The following is a 1,212-nucleotide window of genomic DNA, read 5'->3' as shown; positions in this document are numbered from 1 at the left end:
GGCGATGTCCGTGCCGTGGGCGAGGTCGTGATCCGCGGTGGCGAGGGCGATGGTGAGGGCGACGCCGGCGCTGGAGCCGATGTAGCGCAGGGTCTGCTGGGCGCCGGAGCCCATGGCGGCGCGTTCGCGCGGGACGGAGTCGACGGCGAGCAGCGGCAGGGCGCCGTTGAGCAGGCCGCTGCCCACGCCGCCGATGACCAGGCCGGGCAGCAGCCGGGTCCAGGAGCCGGCCCCGATGGCGCCGAGCATGGTCAGGACGGCGGCCATGTGCAGGGCGAAGCCCAGGGCCAGTTGCCCGCGCGGCGGTATCCGGCCGGGCAGCCGCTTGACCTGGAGGGCGACGGTGAAGCTCAGGCCGGACCAGAGCAGCAGCAGGCCGGCCGTGGCCAGGGGGGACAGGTGCATGGCCTGCTGCACCACGGCGGGCAGGTAGCTGAAGGGGGCGATCACCGCGAGGCCCGTGAACAGGCCGCCCGCGGAGGAGGACAGGAAGCGGGGGCGGCGCAGCAGTGCGAGGTCGATCATCGGGGTGCGGGAGCGGCGCTCCACGGCGACGAACGCGCCGAGCAGCAGCACCGCCGCCGCGAGCAGCAGGCCCACCGGGGCCCGCAGCCAGCCGTCCCGGCCCAGGGTCAGGGCCGCGATCAGGGCGGTCAGGGCGGTGCCGAAGGTGAGCGCGCCGAGGATGTCGGGGCGTCCGCCGCGCGGTGCGCGGGACTCGGTGAGGGTGCGGGTGCCGAGCGCGGCCAGGAGTACGGCGAGGGCAGCGAGGACGCCGTAGCCGACGCGCCAGTCGGGCAGTGCGGCGGCGACCAGGGGGCCCGCCGCGATGCCGCCGCTGACGAAGGCGCCCCAGACGCCGGTCGCGTGCAGCCGGCCGCGCGGGCTCGGGAAGGCGTGCACGATCAGGGCGAGGCCGCTGGCCAGCAGGGCCGCGCTCGCGGCGCCCTGGGCGATGCGGGCCAGGGTGAACTGCCAGGTGGACGTGGCCAGCGCGCCGAGGGCGGTGGTGAGGCCCAGGGCCAGGGTGCCGGTGAGGAAGATCCGGCGGCGGCCGTAGTCGTCGGCGAGGCTGCCGGCCACCAGGAGCAGGGCGGCGAGGCCGAGCGGGGTGCCGTTCAGGAGCCAGGCCTGCCCGGACAGCGGGGTGTGCAGGGCGGCCGCCGTCTGCGGCAGCGTGACCATCGGGGCGGTGTAGTTCATCAGGGTCAC

1 protein-coding gene is annotated in these 1,212 nt (G+C 76.5%); it reads right to left on the bottom strand.

Annotated elements, in window-relative coordinates; all coding sequences use genetic code 11:
- On the bottom strand, positions 1–1,212 hold a 1,212-nt coding region (locus tag FRZ03_RS20910), incomplete at both ends, for an MFS transporter (protein WP_146466685.1).

It is taken from the genome of Streptomyces misionensis, assembly GCF_007896895.1.
GTDB classification, from domain to species: Bacteria; Actinomycetota; Actinomycetes; order Streptomycetales; family Streptomycetaceae; genus Streptomyces; species Streptomyces misionensis_A.
This window is presented reverse-complemented; position numbering and strand designations above follow the sequence as displayed.